Below are 19843 nucleotides of genomic sequence, written 5' to 3' on the forward strand. Positions count from 1 at the left end.
AGATTAATAGCACGGTCGATACGATTAATGGCATGAATATTCAGATCGCAAGTGCGGCGAATGAGCAGGTGTCTGTCTCGGAAGAGATTAATCGTAATGTGGTGAATATTAACAACGTGGTGATGACCACCGTTGATGCATGCAATCAAACCACTCAAGCGAGTGAGGAAGTGAAGCAGTTGGCGAAAGCGATATTGGATCAGATGAGTCAATTCAAAGTTAAATCATAGCCGCGTTAATGAGTAATTAACCCCAGTTGTTTGAGCAAGCAACTGGGGTTTTTTATTACATCTCAAACAGAAAATAGAAACCATAGCCGACGATTAAGGCGGGAATTGCTGAGTAAAACGTGGCAACTAGAGCCGCTTTGGGCGCCAGTGCAATGGCAGGGAAGAGCGCATCGCCATCATTGGATATTGAATTAGCCAATTGCGCCGAGAGAGGGGCTGCACCGGAGATATATAAACTGGTGACCAAAATCTGCGGTCCGCAACCGGGCAGCAAGCCAACAGCTAATCCGATTAACGGCATATAAGGCCCCCAACCCGAAAAAACCGTGGGTAAATCAATATGGCCAAAGAAAGTAATCAATTCAAATGCCATAAAAGCGACGATCACCCAAGCAGTCACAAAGTTGGTGTCTTGTGCCGCTTTTTGCAAAGGATGCGAAGAGACGCATTTTGTATCTTCAGACACGGTTGACTCGTAATCTTTAATCTCTTTGGTCATCGCCCACAGCAACATACTCACAGTGATAAGCACAGTTCCCATCCACTCGATACTCATTTCAGGCAAATGGAATAGCGCATTAATATCGACTTGAAATGAGCCTAAACCTGCAATGATTGTTGCCGGTAGCAACAACCATTTCCAAAATGTACCTTGGAGGTTGATCGCTTTCTCTTCTAGTTGTGTTTGTTTGGCGTTGTTTTGACAACGGCCAGTTTGAAATGCTTCTTTTAGATCGGGTCTCAAAAAGTCATCTTTATGAATCGCATTGACCGCCCAGCCTGATAAGCAGCCAACAACAACACCTAGAGCAACGACCGCAAGACCAACATCGGGTTTACTGGCAAGTAACAGAAAAGCCGCATCACCCATGGTCGCCGTAAGCACCGCTACCACAGCGCCAAAACCGACGCGACCACTGACAAATTGTGTGGTGACAATGATCGCGCCGCCACATCCCGGCAGAGCGCCTAATATTGCAGCGAACGCGACTTGATGATTGCGAGAGCGGTTATACAGCGAGACCAGCTTACTCTCTTTATTCATAAATAATGACGCGTAATGATAAATTGCCAAGGTAAACGCGACATAGCTAGATACCGCCCAAAACGCATCAGAAAGGGTATTAACCGCGACTTCACGGGTTAGATCGGTGGTAACCAGTGCGATTAGAACAACTGGCAATAGTAGACGTTTGTATGCCAGTTTAAATTGGCCAAGTGATAACCACTGAGGCAGATGCGAAATAGAAGAAGGATTCATACAATAGGCTCAATAAAAATGATTCTCATTCTAAATATATGCAAATGAGAATTATTTGCAACAAGTAATTGCATTGAAGCCTCTTTTTGATCACCTCTTGCTGAAACCGATGACAAATTGCAAAAATCAGGTAAAGTATCGACTTTCGTAAGTAAAGTGCCTAAATCACACTAAAAGCGTGAAAACCACGATGTAAAACGTGGAGGTACGAAATAAGACTTAATAGGAAGAGCAATGATTTTAGTTGTAGGTCACAAGAACCCTGATAGTGATAGTATCTGTAGTGCAATCGTAGCAACTGAGCTACTAACAGCACGTGGCGTTGAAGCGATGCCAATTCGCCAAGGCGAAATCAACCGCGAAACTCAACACATTTTAGATGTGGCGGGTGCCGTTTCTCCACAACTACGTACAAGCGTAGCGGGCGAACAAATTTGGCTAGTAGATTACTCAGATCTTGCACAAGCACCAGATGACGTGGCTGACGCTGAAATTCTTGGTATTGTTGACCACCACCGTCTAGGTGATGTGATGACAGTAAATCCAATGGAAGCTTGGATCTGGCCTGTAGGCTGTACTAACACAGTACTGTTCAACATGTTTAAGATTGAAGGCCATGAAATCAAGCCTCAAATCGCTAAACTAATGATGTCAGCTATCCTATCTGACACCGTAGGTTTCGCATCACCAACTTGTACGCAAAAAGATAAAGATGCAGTTGCAGAACTTGCTCAAATCGCTGACGTGCAAGATGTTGACGCGTTTATCAAAGATCTACTGATCGCTAAAACGAACATCGAAGGTCTATCAGCTGCTGAACTCGTAGAGAAAGATCTGAAAGGTTACCCTTTCAACGGCCGTGATGTGGTTGTTGGTCAGGTTGAACTTGCAACTCTTGAGCAAGTTGATGGCATGATTGAAGCACTAGAAGCTGATCTTGAGCGTCGTTGTAACGAAGAGTCTCTAGCATTTGCAGCGGTAATGCTAACAGACATCACTACAGCGCAAACTCGTCTACTGTACAAAGGTGAGTGGGCTGAGAAACTTGTGAAGCACGAAGTTGATGGCATGCTAATGATGGAAAATACACTAAGCCGTAAGAAACAAGGCTGGCCTTGGCTACAAGCTGAGTTGGTTTAAGCCATTAGCGAATACTCATCATGTGAGTGTCCAGATATGAAAAAACCATCCGCGAGGATGGTTTTTTTTCGTCAGTCATTTCTGCGATTTTTATTCACGTTAGCTTACTTACGCTGGCTGACGTTTCGCGGTATAAGTTTGCTTCAGATAATTACAATCCGCGTCTTATTTGAAACACGGCGCTTTGTTGAAGTGACTTTCAATCAGCCGCTGCGTGATCGGATGCTCAGGACAACTTAGTATTTGCTGGGTATCGCCAGCTTCCACCACATCGCCTTGATGCATCACCATCACTTTATCAGTTATGTGTTTCACAATCCCGATATGCTGAGACACATAGATAAACGATACGCCCATCTCTTCTTGCAGTTCAAGAAATAGGTTGATGATTTGCGAACGCATTGCCATATCCAAGCCGTTAAGTGCTTCATCAGCGACAATAATCGATGGCTGTAAGATGAGTGCACGAGCAAGACAGACACGCTGCTTTTGCCCCGTAGCCAGCATCTGTGGATAAAAATAGGCATGCTCAGGCAGTAAGCCGACTCTTAACAGAGTATCTTTCACTCGTTTGACACGCGCTTCTGGTGGCATGCTGGTGTTACGTTTTAGTGGCCCTTCAAGAATGCGCCCAATTTGAATGCGAGGATTCAAAGAGGTGTTAGGGTCTTGAAAGATCATACGGATAAGCTTACAGCGCGTTGAATAATCTTTATGTTCTAACAAATCACCATTGACGCGAATCTCACCAGCGGTTGGTTCAACCATGCCAGCGAGCATACGGGCAAGGGTCGATTTACCGGAACCATTTTGACCGATAAAGCCGATAGTTTGCCCTGCTTCTAAGGTGAAACTGACCGGTTTAACCGCGACTTGTTCTTTGCGGCTAAATAGACCTGAACGAGTTTTAAAGGTTTTCGACAAGCCTGTCACTTCTAACAGAGCACTCATGATTTCTTCTCCATATTGAGCGGGAAGTGACACGCGTATTTATGGTTTTTAACACGTTGAGCCATTGGGATCTCAACACATTGACGTTGTGCGTAAGGGCAGCGAGGACCCAAGCGACAACCAATAGGCAGATGTTGTAGTGGGGGAATACTGCCTGGTAAAGATTGCAATTTTTCTTTATGTGGTATCCACTCCGAGAAATCGGGCATCGCTTTGAGCAGGGCCACAGTATATGGATGCTTTGGTTGGGCAAGAATCTTATCAGTATCGGCGGATTCAACCGATTGACCACAATACATCACAGTGATGCGGGTCGCCCATTGAGTGATGGTGGTCAAGTCGTGGCCAATCAGCATAATACTGGTGTTGTGTACCTGATTCATGCGACTGAGTAGACGCAAAATTTGCGACTGAGTAATCGGGTCTAAATCGTTGGTTGGCTCATCGGCAATGAGCAATTTAGGTTTAGCTGCAATCGCCATCGCGATCATGACTTTTTGGCACTCACCATCGGTCAATTCATAAGGGTAGCTGCTCATGATCTGTTTATGATCTTTGATACCGACTTTATGCAGCAGCGCTACCGCTTGTTTTTTACGCCAAGTCAGTCTTTGCCACCACTTGCCGTCAAATGAACGGTGAGGGATAGACTCCAATAATTGTTTGCCCACTTCCTCTGAAGGGTCCAAACAGGTTGATGGCTCTTGGAAAATCATCGCAATATCGCGCGCGATCACCCGTCGTCTTTCGCGCGGTGTCAATTGTAATAGGTCAATATTACCCAGACGCATGCGGTCAGCGGTGACTATCCAGTTGTCCTTACAAACACCAACAATGGCCTTGGCGACCAAGCTCTTGCCTGAGCCTGATTCACCTACTAAACCACGAATTTCACCTTCGTTCATGGTTAAACTCATGCGATCAACAGCTTTCACCAATCCTTGTGGTGTTTCAATTTCGATCGTTAAGTGTCGAATATCTAATAACGGCATTATTCGATTCCCGCATTCAGAGCTTGGCGTACACCTTCACCCACTAAGTTGACCATCACCACTGTAAACATGATGGCTAATCCGGGTAGGGTCACGGTCCAAGGAGCTAGATAGATAAGCTCAACAGAATCACCGAGCATTGCGCCCCACTCAACGCTCGGAGCTTGTGCACCGAGTCCGAGGAAGCCAAGTGCTGTGATATCCAAAATGGCAATCGATAACGCAAGCGTTGCTTCACTGGCAATTACAACCAGCACGTTTGGCAAAATGGAGTTCCACAATAAATAGAAGTCATTGGCACCATCAAGACGAGCGGCCATCACGTAGTCTTTTTCCACTTCATTGTGTACCGCAATATAAACGGAACGAATGAAACGGGGGATCAAAGCTAGGCAGATCGCTAACAAGATGTTGAATTCGCCAAAGCCTAAGAAGGCAACAAAAATAATCGCTAGCAACAGTGAAGGAATAGACATCACGGTATCAAGCAAGTGGTTTAAGGTACTGGAAAGTAATCCTTTGGTCATACCGGCTAAAATTCCAATAGAACAGCCTAGCGCCGCTGCGATAGCGGTAATCAGCACTGCCGCGCCAAAGGTTAATTGTGTCCCCGCGATTAAGCGCGAAAGAATATCCCGGCCTAAATCATCCGTGCCGAGGAAGTATTCTACCGTACCTGCAGGGCTCCAAGATGGTGGCAGCAGTAATTCACTGGTTTGCGCTTGTGGATCATGCGGAGGCAGCCACGGTGAAACCAGTGTGATTAAAATGATCAGAGCTAAACACCATAAACCGAACATCGCTAGACTGTTGGCTTTATAGCTGCGCCAAAAACGCTCAAATTGAGTCGGAATGCGCTCTTCTTGGTAGATATTATCGGTTAGCATACCATTCCTTCCTAATCAGCGGATTGATCATTGCGCCGATCAAATCAGACAAAATGTTTGCCGTTAACACTAAGGTCGCCACAACAATTACCCCAGCTTGAATCGCCACATAATCTTGGTTTGATAGGGCATCAAGTAACCAACGCCCAATGCCAGGCCAGTTAAATATTGACTCAGTCACAATCGTTAGCGTTAGCATGCTGGCCAATTGCACGCCGATTTTAGGAATAATAGGCGGAATTGCATTGCGCAGCACATGCTGGGTAACAATTTCATGGTTGGCTAAACCTTTGATTCTGGCCACACGAATGTAGTTCTTACTCATTACCTCCGCAACGGACGTGCGCATTAAACCAATAACTTGTGTTGTTGGAGCGAGCGCCAAGACCAAGCAAGGTAAGATAAGATGGTCAATCACACTTTGTAGTGCATGAGCACGGTAAGGTCCTTCCGTTAGGAAAGCATCAATTAACGCAAAGCCAGTCACGTGATCAATTTGATAGAGCAGATCATAACGCCCTGCGACAGGGAAGATCTGATAGTGCAGTGAGAACACCATGATCATCATTAGCGCGACCCAAAAAAGAGGCGCAGAGTAACCAGACATTGAGGTAAACGAAATAAAAGTGTCAATCCATTTTCCTTGCTTCATACCTGCGATGGTGCCAATTGGAATCCCAACTAATAGTGAGATAACAAAGGCAATCAGACAGAGTTCTAGTGTCGCGGGGAAAACCGTGCGGAGCTCATCGATGATAGGTACGCCAGCTTTATTGACGCCAAAGTTTAAATGAGACAGCTCTCCAAGGTAGGTTGTCCAGCCACTCCAGTACTCTTGCAGCGCCCAAGGTGAACTTGGGTCAAGGCGCAGCAAGCTATAACCAATAATGGTTAAGATCAGTAAGGTAATGAAAAACAGATTTAGTCGTCGGATGGTATAGATCAGCATCTATTTTATCCTCTCAATACTGTCAAACGGTTGAGCGTGGAATGGGCTCACCTTAAATCCTGTCAACGAGTTGTCATGCGCTTGGAATTGCATGCCATGGTTTAATGGAATCACTGGAAACTCTTCATTCAAAATGTTTTGCGCTTGCTTGTATAAATTGAGGCGATAGCGCGGTTTATCGACTTCGAGCGCCAAATCAAGCAGGAAGTCAAAATCTGGGTTACACCACCTGGCGACATTGAGTCCCGCTCGCTTTGAATCACATGAAAGCAAAGGACGAAGGAAGTTATCAGGATCGCCGGTATTGGCTATCCAACCGGTTAGATGCAAATCCATGTCATTGATATTTTTTATTTCAGAACGATCAAGGCGATCATCCATGAATAGATTTAGGGTGATACCAATTTCGGCGAAATTTGCCTGGATCAATTCTGCCGTTTTACGTGGGCTTGGGTTGTATGAACGAGGTTCCAGTGGCACTGACATATTTAAAGTCAGTCCTTTGGCATAACCTGCGTCATGCAATAAGGCGATGGCATAATTACGATCGTAACGGACTTGGATGCTGTCACCATTGTAGGCCCAAGACGTCGGTGGAAGTACGGAATAGGCTTGACTGCCCGTCCCATAATAGACCGAATCTAGGATGTTTTGACGATTGATCGCATAGTTGAGCGCTTTACGCACTCGCGCATCACTGAGTGCTTCATGGGCCGTATTGACTGCCACAAACGAGATGTTCATTGCTGGCTCAGCCGTGAGCGTGATGGCATCGTGATTTTCTATGGTCGGAATTTGGCTTGAACGAGGCGCGGTGAGTATATCACATTCGTTGCGCAGCAATTTCGCCAGAGTACCGGTGCCTCGATGTGAAATGTCAAACACGACTTGCTTCATTTTAGGCTTTCCAGCCCAATATTGAGGATGACGTTTTAAACGCACTAAATCATTGATTTGATGGTCATCCAAGTAAAATGGGCCGGTGCCGACAGGATGGCTATCAATCAGTGAGAGTTCATCGCTCAATTGTAATTGGGTTGCGTACTCTTGTGAGTGAATCACCGCATGGCTGGTGGCAATGTTGGATAGAAAGGTGTTGTTAGGGCGAGCGAGGGTAAACTTAACGGTCTGCTCATCTAGCGCTTCAACATCGACCAGCAAATTTTGGAAATCAATGCCAGTGAACCACGGATAAAGCCCACCACCAACATAATGGAAAGGGTGGTTAGTATCGATAATACGCTCAAAGCTAAATACGACGTCATCAGCCGTTAAGGTACGTGATGGCGTGAACCAAGCGGTAGTTTGGAACGACACATTAGGTTTAAGAGTAAAAATGTACTCGGTACCGTCGTCGTTGACTTGCCAACTTTCAGCCAAACTTGGTATAGGTTGATAAGTTTTTGCATCAAGTGTCAGTAGGGTATCGAAAAGCTGAGAGCTTAATGTTTCTGACGTAATGCCACTATCCACCAGTTGGGGGTTGAATGTTGAAGGGCCAGCTTGCCCACAAAAAACAAAACCGTTTTGGCGAATTTTTTCGTGACTGATTTCTTCCCCACATCCAGCTAGAAGGCCAGCGGCGACAAAGCTCAGGGTCAGTTGTATGAATGCTTTCATATTATTTGGCTTTTAAAGCACAACGGAACTCCCCATTATGCCCGATTCAAGACTCCATTGACTACTAATTGTTTTCTAAGGCGATTTTATAAGCGGTAAAGGTGTGATTATTTTATACCGATATAATCAATATAGAAGCCCCGTAGCCTGAACACCTGTGTAATCTTTGATTGGACGCTAATCTTCGCGTGTTAGGTCGTATTTTCTTACCATGCCCCGTAATTGGTGGTAGCTCAAGCCCAATAAATCAGCTGCTTTACGCTGGTTAAATTTACTTTGTTCCAGTGCCGCAGTCAGTAGCTGCTGATCTTGTTGTTCTTGCCACGCTTTATAATCGAGTGGAAATTCAAACTGTGCAGCACTAGGCTCAGCTGTGCTGTCTGCTTCTGGCAAGATTTTACTTGGACGATGGAACGGGTCAAAGACTAATTCCTCAATCATAAATTCAGCTTGTCCGTGTTGATAAATGGCACGCTCAACCACATTTTTTAGTTCGCGCACATTACCGGGCCAAGGGTAATTCAATAAGCTCTGTTGGGCGATTTCACTGAAACCGACGAAATATTCAAACCCTAATTCACGGCACATTTTTATGGCGTAGTACTGCGCGAGTAACAAAATGTCTTCTTGACGTTCACGTAAAGGCGGCAGGTGGATGACATCAAAGGCAAGGCGATCAAGCAGATCGGGACGAAACGTACCGATATCAGCCATCGCTGGCAAATCGGCGTTGGTCGCGCACACCAGGCGAACATTCGCATTGAGTAATTCATGCCCCCCGACACGCTCATATTGGCCATATTCAATTACCCGTAACAGCTTTTCTTGCACCAGCAGTGGCGCGGTCGCTAATTCATCCAAAAATAGCGTGCCATTCTCTGCACGTTCAAAACGTCCTTTATGACGCCCTTTAGAGCCGGTAAATGATCCTGATTCGTGACCAAAGAGCTCTGAATCAATCAAGCCTTCACTTAAGGTCGAGCAGTTTAATGAGATCAAGGGTTGATCCCAACGCTTCGAAAGATAATGTAGGCGCTGTGCGATCAATTCCTTACCGGTTCCTCGTTCGCCAATAATAAGGATCGGGCGCTCAATCGCGGCCAGCTTAGAGACTTTGTCGAGCACCGCCAGAAAAGCCGGGGATTCACCGATAAGATTCTGATTCATCGTTCACCTAGATTTAAGTGGCTTGCTGATAAAAAGGTGAGCAAGCCATGATTGGTAAATTTAACTATAGTTGGTTAAATTTATCATTCATACAAGAGTGTATTTATCGTTTTTTATTAAGTAATTGTTTTTATTCAAATTTAAAAGTTGGCATGCGATTTGATAGTAACCAATAACAATGTGTTTAAATGCAGATATGAAAATTGATAAGGAGTCATTCATGGGTATTTTTTCTCGTTTTGCCGACATCGTAAATTCAAATATCAGTGCGCTTTTAGATAAAGCCGAAGATCCGGAAAAAATGATTCGTCTCATTATCCAAGAGATGGAAGACACTTTAGTCGAGGTTCGTACTAATTCTGCTAAAGCCATTGCGGATAAAAAAGAGCTAGCGCGTAAAGTGGAAGCGATTGATGACCAAGTGCAAGAGTGGCAGCAAAAAGCGACTTTGGCGTTGACCAAACAACGTGATGACCTTGCTCGCGCCGCTTTGATTGAAAAACAAAAGTTGCAAGATGTGCTGAAAGGCCTGCACACTGAACAAACCTTGGTAGAAGAAACGATTGATAAGCTCACCGGTGAAATTGGTAAGCTTGAAACGAAGATCACGGAAACGCGAGCAAAGCAGCAAGCACTGGCGATCCGCAGTCAAACGGCTTCAAATCGCCGCGATGTTCAGCGTCATTTACATACCGCCCGCACGAATGAAGCGATGGCAAAGTTCGACCAATACTCGCGTAAAATTGATGAGCTAGAAGCGGAAGCGGATATTTACGCAAAAACCGGTCAAGGTAAATCCCTTGATCAAGAATTTGCTGAGTTACAAGCGCAAGATGAGATTGAACAAGAGCTTGCGAAATTAAAACAGCAAATGGAAGAAAAAAAATAATCGGCGTATCGTGCCACTAGGGCAGGCGAAAAGCCTGCCTATATGACTAATTTAGGAGTGACTTATGTCTTCGTTTTGGATTGCATTACCACTGGTCGTGTTTTTGATCTTTGTGGCTCCAATATGGCTGATTCTCCATTATCGCAGTAAGCGCAAAACCAGCAGTGGTTTATCGCAAGAAGACTTTCAGCGTTTAGAGAAATTGTCTGAGCGTGCTGAGTCGATGCAAAAGCGCGTTGAAACCCTTGAGCGTATTTTGGATGCGGAGTCGCCAACATGGAGGCGTCGTTATGAGTAAAGAACTTTACCGTGATACTCGCAATGGCAAATTAAGCGGTGTGTGCGCAGGTCTTGCTCACTATATCGGTGCAGAAGTCTGGTTGGTTAGGATCTTATTTATTTCTGCTGCGCTACTTGGCGGTTCATTTCTGGTGTTGCTGGCGTATATTGCGTTAAGTTTCATGTTGGAAAAACAACCAGATAATTATGTTCAGAGTTTGAAAAATCAACAAGAACATAAACTCAAGAATAAGCCTTGGCAAGCGGGTCAATCACCTGAGCAGCTATTAAATACTCTGGAGAAGGACTTTGAACAGTTGGAAGGAAAAGTACGTGGTATGGAAGCGTATGTAACTTCAGATACATTCAAAGTAAATCGAGAATTTAGTAAGTTGTAAATACCACCATATGAGTGGTAACCAGTGTTGAGGGGTGTTTTCACCTCTCAAGCTATTCATTTTATTAGCGAATCCTGACAAGGAAAACCGCCACGCAAAGTGGCAGAGTGTACAAGGGTCATCTATCTTTGCTTTAGGGCTTTATCTGCCAGCATTAGGGATGATTGATTATGCACAAGACTTGTTTGCTACTTATTGTCGCCACCTTGCTTTATGGCTGCGGCAAAGATCTCCCCCCCATCCCCGAACCTGACTCTCGTCCCGCGAAATTGTTTTCAGTTACTGTTGGTAACTCGGCTTTCACGCGCAGTTTCCCTGCAACTTCTGAAGCGGGAGATCGCGCGGTATTGGCTTTTCGCGTTCCTGGGCAATTACAAACTATCGATGTTGTTGCGGGTCAATCCGTAGAAAAAGGGACGGTTCTCGCCACGCTAAATCCTGATGAATATGATCTCCTCGCTCAGCAAGCTCAAGCGCAGTTTCGTTTAGCGGATGTTCAGTATCAGCGCTACAAAAAATTGCGTCAGGATAAAGTGGTTTCAGAGCAAGATTTCGATCAAGCGAAGGCAAATCGAAACTCAGCCCGTGCCAGTTTAGACCAAGCGAATGCCAACTTAAGATACACCAAATTAGTTGCGCCTTATCAGGGAACGATTTCGCTCATTCCCGGTGAAAATCATGAGTATATTGCCGCTAAGCAAGGGGTAATGAATATTCAAACCAATCAATTAATGAAGGTATTTTTCCAGCTGCCGGATCATCTACTCAATCGCTTCTCTACTGGCGCCGATCCAGAGGCAAGTATGGTTTTTGATGCTTTTCCGGATAGTCAGTATTCATTGACCTTCCAAGAAATCGATACGGAAGCCGATCCTAAAACCGGTTCTTATAAAGTAACCATGGTTATGGAGCGCCCTTCAAATGTTGGTATTTTACCCGGCATGTCAGGGGCAGTGCGTATTGTCGCGGCTTCCTCAACCGCGACAAGAATACCGGCTTCCGCGTTATTTAATGAAAGTGGCAAAACCTGTGTATGGCGCGTCAATGATCAAGGGATTGTTGAGAAAGTGTCGGTGGAGCTCAATGATCGCCGGCAGGTGCTATCAGGATTAAATAACGGCGACAAAATTGTGATCTCAGGGGTAAGCGGAATAGAAGCGGGCATTAAAGTGCGCGAGTGGGTCAAGGAGCGAGGATTGTAGGATGAAAAATATAATGGTTTTAGCCTGCTTCACCTTAATGCTGACTTTGATGGGCTGTGGTGATAAAGCTGAATATGTTGATTTTGGTTTACCTAAAGTGTCCGTCGTGACCATAGATAGCCAATCCAAAGGCGATAGCCTTTATTTTCCTGCAGTTGCTAATGCTGCAGAGCGATCACATTTGAGTTTTCGTGTCTCGGGTGAAATAAATAAAATTTATGTGAAAGAAGGCGACAAAGTTAAGAAAGGCGCCATGATTGCTCAATTAGAGCCCACCGATTACCAGTTGGATGTGGATAATGCCTCGGCACGCTATTCGGTGATCAACAGTCAACATCGTCGCTCTAAGCCTTTGGTGGATAAAGGACTGTTGGCCAAATCGCAATTTGATGAAATCGCCGCTCAACGACAAATCGCGTGGGCAGAACTGCAATTGGCGCAATTGCGTTTGTCGTTTACTCAATTAAAAGCGCCGGTTGATGGCATTATATCTCGGGTGTCCGTCGATCAGTTTGAGAATATTCAAGTGGGCCAGCAAGTGGTGAATATCCACAGTATTGATAATGTTGAAATCCTAATCCAGCTGCCCGACCGCATCTATGTAAACCAGCCTCAACAAGACAAATTGGCGCGGATTGATGCCATTGTAAAAGTGCAAAGTGGCAATGAATATCACGCTGCAATCAAAGAATTTACTACTGAGCCTGATCCTAAAACGGGCACGTTTAATGTCACCCTATCATTACCTATGCCAGAGGAGGAGTACATTCTCGATGGAATGGCGGTGGAGGTGACCTCTAGAAGCGAACAAGTGGGATTGGATTTAAAGCGTGGTGTGCAAATCCCAATTGAGGCGATATTCAATGCGGATGGGGATGATCTGGATGCCAGTAACAAATTTGTTTGGTTGTTGAATGCCGATAATACCGTCACTAAGCAAAAAATTAAGGTTGGCAAAGCCAGCCAGAACACCATTCAAGTGTTAGATGGCCTTGAACCCCAACAACAGGTCGTGGTGGCTGGTGTCGCTAAATTGACCGATGGGGTGAAAGTCGAAGTGATTGGCAAGGAGGCTGATAATGAATAACGCTCAGAATACGGCGCAAGATGACAGTGAAATCACTGGTGTAGCTGCCTATTTTATTCGCAATCGCGTTATTAGCTGGATGATTGCGCTGATATTTTTGATTGGTGGCATCGCTTCCTTTTTCGGTTTAGGTCGCTTAGAAGATCCGGCTTTTACCATCAAAGATGCCATGGTCGTCACCTCCTACCCTGGAGCCACGCCACAACAAGTGGAAGAAGAAGTCACTTATCCGCTCGAAAAAGCCATTCAGCAATTAACTTATGTCGATGAGATAAATTCGATTTCCAGCCGTGGGTTGTCGCAAATTACCGTGACGATGAAGAACAATTATGGCCCAGATGATTTGCCGCAGATTTGGGATGAATTGCGTCGTAAAGTCAATGATCTCCAAGGCACACTACCTCCCGGGGTGAATGATCCGCAAGTGATTGATGATTTTGGTGATGTGTTCGGTATCTTATTGGCCGTGACAGGAGAAGGCTATAGCTACAAAGAGCTGCTTGATTATGTTGATTACCTCAGGCGTGAACTTGAACTCATTGATGGGGTGAGTAAAGTTTCAGTGACGGGTGAGCAGCAAGAACAAGTATTCATTGAAATATCGATGAAACGTTTGAGTAGTTTAGGCTTAGCCCCTAACACTGTGTTCGATTTGCTCTCCACGCAAAACGTGGTCTCCTCAGCAGGCGCCGTGCGCATTAGTGATGAATATATCCGCATTCATCCTACCGGTGAGTTTCAAAATGTTGACCAACTGGGTGATTTGATCATCACAGAAAGCGGTGCTCAGGGGTTAATTTATCTGCGTGATGTAGCGGATATTACCCGTGGTTATGTCGAGGTGCCGAGCAACATAATTACCTTTAATGGCCGGCTAGCGCTCAACGTAGGGGTCTCGTTTGCCCAAGGGGTAAACGTGGTCGAAGTCGGTGAGCGGTTTGACCGACGGCTCGCGGAATTGAAGTACCAACAACCGGTTGGGGTCGGTATTTCGGAAATTTACAGTCAGCCTAAAGAAGTCGATAAATCGGTACAGGGTTTTGTGGTGAGTTTGGGACAAGCGGTGGCAATAGTGATTATTGTTCTACTGTTTTTCATGGGGCTGCGTTCAGGTTTGTTGATTGGTCTGATCCTGCTGTTGACCGTGTTCGGTACCTTCATTTTCATGAAGTACTTTCAGATTGATTTACAACGAATCTCCCTTGGTGCTTTAGTTATCGCGCTCGGGATGCTGGTGGATAATGCCATTGTGGTGGTGGAAGGGATATTAATTGGTACACAACGAGGGAGGACTCGGCTACAGGCCGCAACCGATATTGTCACGCAAACGAAATGGCCATTGCTGGGTGCGACGGTCATCGCTGTCACCGCTTTTGCTCCCATCGGTTTATCTGAGGATTCTACCGGTGAATATTGTGGCACTTTATTTACGGTACTACTTATCTCTTTAATGTTGAGTTGGTTTACCGCTATCTCATTGACACCGTTTTTTGCAGATCTGTTTTTCCGTGGTATGAAAACGCCTCAAGGTGATGAAAACAGCGACCCGTATAACGGGGTGATTTTCGTGGTTTATAAAAACTTCTTAGAGTTTTGTATGAAACGGGCTTGGCTGACGATTGTGGTATTGTTGCTCGGCTTAGTCGCCAGTATCTATGGCTTTACTCATGTTAAGCAGTCTTTCTTTCCCTCTTCAACCACGCCGATATTTCAAGCTGATATTTGGTTGCCGGAAGGTACCGATATTCGAGCGACCAACACTAAGCTGAAAGCGATGGAGCAGTGGCTGGTTAGCCAAGATGGTGTTAGCCACGTGACGACAACGGCAGGTAAAGGTTTACAGCGTTTTATGTTGACCTACGCACCCGAGAAGAGCTATGCGGCGTACGGTGAAATCACGATCCGAGTAAAAAATTACGAAGTGCTGGCCGATTTGATGAGCCAATTTAGACTGCATCTCGAACAAGGATTCCCAGAGGTAAACTACAAGCTCAAACAAATTGAACTTGGCCCGGGTGGAGGGGCGAAAATAGAAGCGCGTGTCATTGGTTCTGATCCTACGGTGTTACGTACTATTGGTGCGCAAATCGAAGCGATCATGCAAGCTGATGCCGGAGCGACGAACATTCGTCATGACTGGCGAGAGCGAACCAAAATTTTGGAACCGCTGTTTAACGAAAGCCAAGCACGACGTTACGGCATCACAAAATCAGATGTTGATGATTACTTAGCCATGTCATTTTCAGGTAAATCGGTAGGGGTTTATCGCGATGGTACCACCCTGATGCCAATTGTGGCTCGTTTGCCTGAAGAAGAGCGAGTGGATATTCGCAATATTGAAGGGATGAAAATTTGGAGCCCGGCACTGAGCGAATATATTCCTTTGCAACAAGTGACATTAGGTTATGACCTACGTTGGGAAGACCCAATTATTGTGCGTAAAAACCGTAAACGTATGCTGACTATAATGGCCGATCCTGATCTCTTAGGAGAAGAGACCGCGGCGACGTTACAAAAACGCATTCAACCATTAATAGAAGCGATCGAACTTCCTTCTGGCTACAGCTTAGAGTGGGGGGGAGAATATGAATCATCAGGTGATGCGCAAGCTTCGCTCTTTACGACGATGCCGATGGGCTATCTATTTATGTTCTTGATAACGGTATTTTTGTTTAACACCGTTAAGGAACCTTTGATTGTTTGGTGTACGGTGCCACTGGCGATTATAGGGGTGACAACGGGGTTACTGGCCCTCAATACCCCATTTGGTTTTATGGCTCTACTTGGGTTCTTGAGTTTATCGGGAATGGTATTGAAAAACGGCATTGTATTATTGGATCAAATCAATATCGAGATCCAATCAGGTAAAGATGCTTACATTGCGGTTGTCGATGCTGCGTTGAGTAGAGTGCGTCCAGTGTGTATGGCGGCGATTACCACTATTCTAGGTATGGTGCCGTTGCTGCCGGATATTTTCTTTAAACCGATGGCGGTGACCATCATGTTTGGTTTAGGTTTTGCCACCGTGCTCACACTGATAGTGGTTCCGGTTTTATATCGACTCTTCCACCGTGTTGCGGTTCCGAGTTAATCTAATGGGACACAGCTAAATTAAGAGTGGATTATGGAACATCAAACTTGTGCGTGGGCGCTTAAGCATCCATTAGAGCGGGAGTATCACGATGCCGAATGGGGCGTGCCCGTCTATGACGACCAAACTCTGTTTGAGTTCATTACCTTAGAAGGGGCTCAAGCTGGGTTGAGTTGGATTACGATACTAAAAAAACGTGAAGGTTACCGACAAGCGTTTGAAGGTTATGATCTGACGAAATTGAGTGCTTATGTCGGAGAGCGTGGGGATGAGCGAGTGGAAGCTATCATCAGTCAATTTGATGTGGTGAAGCATCGAGGCAAGATCTTGTCAGTGTTCAGTAATGCTCAAGCGGCTTTGGCTCTGATTGAAGAATATGGCAGTCTTGAAAAAGCGTTGTGGCAATTTGTTGATGGTAAGCCAATTATCAATCATTGGCAGGACCTGTCACAGGTTCCTGCTTCAAGCGATGAATCAAAAGCGATGAGTAAATTTCTCAAAAAGCGCGGTTTTAAGTTTGTTGGAGAAACGATCTGTTATGCGTTTATGCAGGCGATAGGCATGGTGGACGACCATTTGCAAACTTGTCCTAAAAAGAGCGCGTCGTAACGCTTCATTGAGTTGTCATTACAAGCCCGCGTTTATCGCGGGCTTGGTTTGTTATTTGGTGTCGCAGCTAAGACATCAGTGCACCTTTTACTTTAGTAAGACGCTTCGGTTTCTAGTATTGATGCGTTGTAGCGAGCAAAGCCTTGCTCTAGGTCGGCCAGCAAGTCGTTGACATCTTCCAATCCAATATGTAAGCGTATAAGTGTGCCTTCAAAGTGTGGATGCGCGACCGTGCGTAGGCTATTGAAGCTTTTTGGTTCATTAGCGAGAATCAGACTCTCGTAGCCGCCCCATGAATAGCCCATACTAAAATGCTTCATGCCATCCAGCAGTACGGTGGTTGCTTTTGGGTAGCTGCTTTTTAAAACCACTGAAAATAGGCCATTACCGCCAGTAAAATCACGTTGGAAAAATTCATGCCCAGGGCACGTTTCCAGTGCAGGGTGGCGAACATGATCCACTTCAGGGCGATTTTGCAGCCATTGAGCAACCTTCAGGCTATTCTCTGCGTGTTGACGCAGGCGCACATCCAAGGTGCGAATGCCTCGTAGGCCAAGGTAAGCGTCGTCAGCCGAAACACACTGACCCATTAGATAGCTTTGTTCACGTAGTAGGTCCCAGTATTTTTCATTGGCGACCGCGGTACCAAGCATAACATCGGAGTGACCAACGATGTATTTGGTTGCGGCTTGAATGGAGATATCAACGCCGAAATCAAACGGTGAGAAGTTAACGCCAGCAGCCCAAGTGTTGTCGAGCATGACAACGATATCTTGTTCATGAGCGATGCGAGCCAATGTTGGGACATCTTGGACTTCCATCGTGATGGACCCGGGAGATTCCAAAAATAGCACTTTGGTATTTGGTTGGATCAGATCTCGGATTTCAGCACCAATTGTCGGGTCGTAGTAGGTGGTTTCAATCCCCATTTTCTTCATGATTTTGTCGCAGAAATCACGAGTTGGCTCATAGCAGGTATCCACCATTAAAATATGGTCACCGCTTTCAACCACTGAAAGAATCGCATTGGAAATCGCAGCCGTACCGCAGGGATAAAGAGCACAACCAGCGCCGCCTTCCACTTCCACCATCGCGTCTTGTAGCGCAAAGTGTGTCTGAGTGCCGCGACGACCATAAAACAAGGTTTTATTGGCGCGATTGATAATGGCGTTATTCTTTTCGGCGACGGTGTCAAAAACGACAGTGGATGCTCGTTGAACGGGAGGGTTCACCACGCCATTGGTCCACTTTTTATCGCGACCCGCTGTGATGAACTTGGTTTGTTTTCCTTCTGACATAAGAAGTCCTTGTCTTAAATCGTGAACGTATTTGAGTATATTTAAACCACGCTCATTATGACAAAGCAAGGCTAGTGGGCATGATTACCTTGAAATGGCGAAAAAAAAGACCGAGCTCAGCTCGGTCTTGGCGTTATAACAGAGGATTGAATAGGTAGAAGGCTCGCTCTAAAAAGCGGAAGTAGATTGAGCGTTGTTGCCAATCTTCCAGCGACACTGTGTGTGACTGTTCAATATAGCCAGACTGAAGTTGGTGCATTTTTTTAGTGAACTCTTGATCATCAATGGCCAAAGTCACTTCAAAATTGAGCCACAAACTGCGCATATCCATATTTACGGTACCAACTAAGCAAAATTGCTCATCAATTACCACCGATTTAGTGTGCAGCAGACCACCGTAAAATTCGTAAATTTTTACACCCGCTTGCATTAACTCACTGTAAAACGCTCTTGATGCCCATTGCACCATCATGGAATCGTTTTTATGTGGAATGATCAACTCCACTTTAACGCCTCGCTGTGCGGTCATTTTTAAGGTTTCGAGTAAATCGGAGCTCGGAACAAAATAAGGCGTTGTGATTCTAACCGAATCATTTGCTTGGTTAATAGCCAGTGTTAATACCTGATAAATCAGATATTCCGGCATTCCTGGTCCTGATGGAACAACTTGAATTGGATGCTCAGAGCTCTTTTTCTCAAGTTCGCATTCAGGAATAAGGGGGAAGCTACGCTCGCCGGTCTCTACTTCCCAGTCCCAACTGTGGATCGCGGAGAGAACATTGACCGTTGGCCCTGTGACTCGCACCATAATATCTATCCATTGGCCGACCCCAGAATCCTGCTTGAAAAAGGCCGGGTCAACCATGTTCATGGAACCGGTGTACGCGACTTTTTCATCAACAACGATGATTTTTCGATGCTGGCGAAGATCAAGGCGGCGCAGGAATATACGCCAAGGGCTTACCTCTAGTGCTTGCACAACACTAATTCCCGCTAACTGCATTTTTTTAAGCCACTCGCTACGGAAAAAGCGAGGGCTGCCAGCGGAATCAAGCAGTAGTTTAATCTCGACTCCGCGCTTTGCAGCAGCAATTAGTGCATTGGCCACCTCATCGGCCATACCGCCCGGATGCCAAATATAAAAAACCATTCGAATGCTAGTTTTAGCTTGATTGATATCGTCAATCACCGAATGCATGATGTCCTGCGGTGAACTTTGTAAAGAGAGTTCATTGCCACTTAACGCTGGCAGACCTAATCGGTTGTTACATAGTTCATCAATACGGGAAATATGGCGACCAAAATTTTCGGTTGAGTGTGCTTGGCAGTCACTGAGTTTCGAAAACCAGTCGACAAAGGGGGAGAGCATTTCTTTTGCTCGGTCGGCACGCTTGCGGCCTAAATTAAGTTCACCAAATAGGAAATAGCACAGTACGCCAACAATCGGAATGATGTAGATCACCATCAACCAAGCGAGCGAAACGCTGACCGCTCGGCGCTTGAGTACGACACGTAAGGTAACACCTGCGACTAATATCCAATACAGTACGATGCTGGCGAGAGTGACGAAGTGATAGAACTTTTCCATCTAAATTCCTAGACAAGGATCATAACTTCATAGTGGCCGATTTTGTGAGGTATAACAATAAAAGCTGAACGAAATGAGGCAATTAATAACAGGAAGTCAGAATAGAGCACAAAACGTATTTGAAATAGGGGATGTGTGTTTAATGAGGTTAAGAAACTGTTATAAAATCTTCAGTTTGTTTAAAAAAGCAGCGAATGAGCACGAA

General features: G+C 45.4%; 17 protein-coding genes and 1 pseudogene. 9 read left to right on the plus strand and 9 right to left on the minus strand.

Going from position 1 to position 19843, the window contains the following annotated elements:
- A pseudogene (locus tag RH85_RS23015) lies at positions 1-230 on the plus strand (methyl-accepting chemotaxis protein); the annotation flags it as partial.
- 55 nt (positions 231-285) lie between these two features.
- Here the strand turns inward: RH85_RS23015 and RH85_RS12655 are convergent.
- On the minus strand, positions 286-1491 hold the full coding sequence (locus RH85_RS12655; RefSeq protein ID WP_006712758.1) for a putative manganese transporter: 1206 nt from the start codon (positions 1489-1491) through the stop codon (positions 286-288).
- Between the two features lie 234 nt (positions 1492-1725).
- Here RH85_RS12655 and RH85_RS12660 point away from each other — a divergent pair, with 234 nt between their 5' ends.
- Entirely contained in the window at positions 1726-2631 is a 906-nt protein-coding gene (locus RH85_RS12660; protein ID WP_006712759.1) for a manganese-dependent inorganic pyrophosphatase, read from the plus strand.
- Positions 2632-2796: 165 nt separating this feature from the next.
- On the opposite strand, the gene RH85_RS12665 is transcribed toward RH85_RS12660, so the two are convergent.
- From RH85_RS12665 to pspF, 6 genes are all read right to left on the minus strand, one after another.
- On the minus strand, positions 2797-3582 hold the full coding sequence (locus RH85_RS12665; RefSeq protein WP_006712760.1) for a peptide ABC transporter ATP-binding protein: 786 nt from the start codon (positions 3580-3582) through the stop codon (positions 2797-2799).
- Complete coding sequence (locus tag RH85_RS12670; RefSeq protein WP_006712761.1) at positions 3579-4574, minus strand: peptide ABC transporter ATP-binding protein; 996 nt, start codon at positions 4572-4574, stop codon at positions 3579-3581. The genes RH85_RS12665 and RH85_RS12670 overlap by 4 nt, the downstream gene beginning before the upstream one ends.
- Positions 4574-5461: a putrescine export ABC transporter permease SapC gene (gene sapC, locus RH85_RS12675; RefSeq protein WP_006712762.1), complete on the minus strand. Its 888-nt coding sequence runs from the start codon at positions 5459-5461 to the stop codon at positions 4574-4576. Before sapC ends, RH85_RS12670 begins: the two co-directional genes overlap by 1 nt.
- Complete coding sequence (locus RH85_RS12680) at positions 5448-6410, minus strand: ABC transporter permease (protein ID WP_006712763.1); 963 nt, start codon at positions 6408-6410, stop codon at positions 5448-5450. The genes sapC and RH85_RS12680 overlap by 14 nt, the downstream gene beginning before the upstream one ends.
- The gene (locus RH85_RS12685) at positions 6411-8030 is read right to left on the minus strand and encodes an ABC transporter substrate-binding protein (RefSeq protein ID WP_006712764.1); all 1620 of its coding nucleotides are present in this window, start codon (positions 8028-8030) and stop codon (positions 6411-6413) included. It abuts the gene before it with no gap.
- Positions 8031-8207: 177 nt separating this feature from the next.
- Positions 8208-9197 carry a phage shock protein operon transcriptional activator gene (gene pspF / locus RH85_RS12690; RefSeq protein WP_006712765.1) on the minus strand — a complete coding sequence of 330 codons (990 nt, stop codon included), beginning with the start codon at positions 9195-9197 and terminating at the stop codon, positions 8208-8210.
- 220 nt (positions 9198-9417) lie between these two features.
- Here pspF and pspA point away from each other — a divergent pair, with 220 nt between their 5' ends.
- The 7 genes from pspA to RH85_RS12725 all read left to right on the plus strand — a co-directional run bounded on the left by pspA (position 9418) and on the right by RH85_RS12725 (position 16752).
- A complete protein-coding gene (pspA, locus tag RH85_RS12695) occupies positions 9418-10086 on the plus strand; it encodes a phage shock protein PspA (RefSeq protein ID WP_006712767.1) in 669 nt (222 codons plus the stop codon).
- A 64-nt stretch (positions 10087-10150) separates the two neighbouring features.
- The gene (gene pspB, locus RH85_RS12700; RefSeq protein ID WP_006712768.1) at positions 10151-10384 is read left to right on the plus strand and encodes an envelope stress response membrane protein PspB; all 234 of its coding nucleotides are present in this window, start codon (positions 10151-10153) and stop codon (positions 10382-10384) included.
- Positions 10347-10763, plus strand: coding sequence for an envelope stress response membrane protein PspC (gene pspC / locus RH85_RS12705; protein ID WP_174269579.1), 417 nt, complete (start codon positions 10347-10349; stop codon positions 10761-10763). The genes pspB and pspC overlap by 38 nt, the downstream gene beginning before the upstream one ends.
- 170 nt (positions 10764-10933) lie before the next feature.
- A complete protein-coding gene (locus RH85_RS12710; protein WP_006712772.1) occupies positions 10934-11965 on the plus strand; it encodes an efflux RND transporter periplasmic adaptor subunit in 1032 nt (343 codons plus the stop codon).
- A 1-nt stretch (position 11966) separates the two neighbouring features.
- Positions 11967-13052, plus strand: a complete 1086-nt coding sequence (locus tag RH85_RS12715; RefSeq protein ID WP_006712774.1) for an efflux RND transporter periplasmic adaptor subunit — start codon at positions 11967-11969, stop codon at positions 13050-13052.
- Complete coding sequence (locus RH85_RS12720) at positions 13045-16143, plus strand: efflux RND transporter permease subunit (protein ID WP_006712776.1); 3099 nt, start codon at positions 13045-13047, stop codon at positions 16141-16143. The genes RH85_RS12715 and RH85_RS12720 overlap by 8 nt, the downstream gene beginning before the upstream one ends.
- 33 nt (positions 16144-16176) lie before the next feature.
- Positions 16177-16752, plus strand: coding sequence for a DNA-3-methyladenine glycosylase I (locus RH85_RS12725; RefSeq protein WP_006712778.1), 576 nt, complete (start codon positions 16177-16179; stop codon positions 16750-16752).
- 92 nt (positions 16753-16844) lie between these two features.
- Here the strand turns inward: RH85_RS12725 and RH85_RS12730 are convergent, their stop codons facing one another.
- Both RH85_RS12730 and cls read right to left on the minus strand, forming a co-directional pair.
- The gene (locus RH85_RS12730) at positions 16845-18050 is read right to left on the minus strand and encodes a cystathionine beta-lyase (protein WP_006712781.1); all 1206 of its coding nucleotides are present in this window, start codon (positions 18048-18050) and stop codon (positions 16845-16847) included.
- 133 nt (positions 18051-18183) lie between these two features.
- A complete protein-coding gene (cls, locus tag RH85_RS12735; RefSeq protein ID WP_006712783.1) occupies positions 18184-19638 on the minus strand; it encodes a cardiolipin synthase in 1455 nt (484 codons plus the stop codon).
- Between the last annotated feature and the right edge of the window lie 205 nt (positions 19639-19843).

Source organism: Vibrio ichthyoenteri ATCC 700023, from assembly GCF_000222605.1.
Classification (GTDB): domain Bacteria; phylum Pseudomonadota; class Gammaproteobacteria; order Enterobacterales; family Vibrionaceae; genus Vibrio; species Vibrio ichthyoenteri.

Excerpts from the sequence above, each read along its gene's own strand:
- RH85_RS12655 (WP_006712758.1), bottom strand. The coding sequence starts at position 1,491 with ATGAATCCTTCTTCTATTTCGCATCTGCCTCAGTGGTTATCACTTGGC.
- RH85_RS12660 (WP_006712759.1), top strand. The coding sequence starts at position 1,726 with ATGATTTTAGTTGTAGGTCACAAGAACCCTGATAGTGATAGTATCTGT.
- RH85_RS12665 (WP_006712760.1), bottom strand. The coding sequence starts at position 3,582 with ATGAGTGCTCTGTTAGAAGTGACAGGCTTGTCGAAAACCTTTAAAACT.
- RH85_RS12670 (WP_006712761.1), bottom strand. The coding sequence starts at position 4,574 with ATGCCGTTATTAGATATTCGACACTTAACGATCGAAATTGAAACACCA.
- sapC (WP_006712762.1), bottom strand. The coding sequence starts at position 5,461 with ATGCTAACCGATAATATCTACCAAGAAGAGCGCATTCCGACTCAATTT.
- RH85_RS12680 (WP_006712763.1), bottom strand. The coding sequence starts at position 6,410 with ATGCTGATCTATACCATCCGACGACTAAATCTGTTTTTCATTACCTTA.
- RH85_RS12685 (WP_006712764.1), bottom strand. The coding sequence starts at position 8,030 with ATGAAAGCATTCATACAACTGACCCTGAGCTTTGTCGCCGCTGGCCTT.
- pspF (WP_006712765.1), bottom strand. The coding sequence starts at position 9,197 with ATGAATCAGAATCTTATCGGTGAATCCCCGGCTTTTCTGGCGGTGCTC.
- pspA (WP_006712767.1), top strand. The coding sequence starts at position 9,418 with ATGGGTATTTTTTCTCGTTTTGCCGACATCGTAAATTCAAATATCAGT.
- pspB (WP_006712768.1), top strand. The coding sequence starts at position 10,151 with ATGTCTTCGTTTTGGATTGCATTACCACTGGTCGTGTTTTTGATCTTT.
- pspC (WP_174269579.1), top strand. The coding sequence starts at position 10,347 with ATGCGGAGTCGCCAACATGGAGGCGTCGTTATGAGTAAAGAACTTTAC.
- RH85_RS12710 (WP_006712772.1), top strand. The coding sequence starts at position 10,934 with ATGCACAAGACTTGTTTGCTACTTATTGTCGCCACCTTGCTTTATGGC.
- RH85_RS12715 (WP_006712774.1), top strand. The coding sequence starts at position 11,967 with ATGAAAAATATAATGGTTTTAGCCTGCTTCACCTTAATGCTGACTTTG.
- RH85_RS12720 (WP_006712776.1), top strand. The coding sequence starts at position 13,045 with ATGAATAACGCTCAGAATACGGCGCAAGATGACAGTGAAATCACTGGT.
- RH85_RS12725 (WP_006712778.1), top strand. The coding sequence starts at position 16,177 with ATGGAACATCAAACTTGTGCGTGGGCGCTTAAGCATCCATTAGAGCGG.
- RH85_RS12730 (WP_006712781.1), bottom strand. The coding sequence starts at position 18,050 with ATGTCAGAAGGAAAACAAACCAAGTTCATCACAGCGGGTCGCGATAAA.
- cls (WP_006712783.1), bottom strand. The coding sequence starts at position 19,638 with ATGGAAAAGTTCTATCACTTCGTCACTCTCGCCAGCATCGTACTGTAT.